1 protein-coding gene is annotated in these 457 nt (G+C 64.1%); it reads right to left on the reverse strand.

The window, feature by feature from the left end; translation table 11 throughout:
* Window positions 1-442, reverse strand: a 442-nt coding sequence (locus DMB80_RS27825; RefSeq protein WP_121497477.1) for an NAD-dependent epimerase/dehydratase family protein, incomplete at its 3' end; no start/stop codon positions are given.
* Between the last annotated feature and the right edge of the window lie 15 nt (window positions 443-457).

A 457-nucleotide genomic window follows, 5' to 3' on the forward strand; every position in this document is an offset into this window, starting at 1 on the left:
CAGCTACTTCTCCACCCCATTTGGAGCGCTGGTAGACGGGCAGGTCGGCACCCGTCGAGCGCGGCGACTTCTCGTCGATGGTGGACACGCTGTTGGAGTACGAGTCGATGGAGCTGCAGTGCACCATCCGGCGGGCTCCGACGGTGAGGGCGGCCTGCGCGACGGTACGCGCACCTTCGGTGTTGATGCGCCAGCACAGCTCGTCTTCGTGCTTGAGGGTGATGACGGCCACCAGGTGGTAGACCACCTCGACGCCTTCGAGGGCCTTGGTCATCGACGCCAGGTCGAGTACATCGCCGGATACCCAGGTCACGGCGCCGCGGGTCTCCGGTGAGCTGGGCACTACGCGGTCGATGGCGACCACGTCATGGCCGTTCTCCACGAGGAGATTGACTAGGTTGGTACCAATGAAGCCGGCGGCTCCGGTGACGGCAGTCTTCATTTCAGTCCCTCATGT

The sequence above is a fragment of the Mycobacterium kyogaense genome, assembly GCF_003254575.1.
Taxonomy (GTDB): domain Bacteria; phylum Actinomycetota; class Actinomycetes; order Mycobacteriales; family Mycobacteriaceae; genus Mycobacterium; species Mycobacterium kyogaense.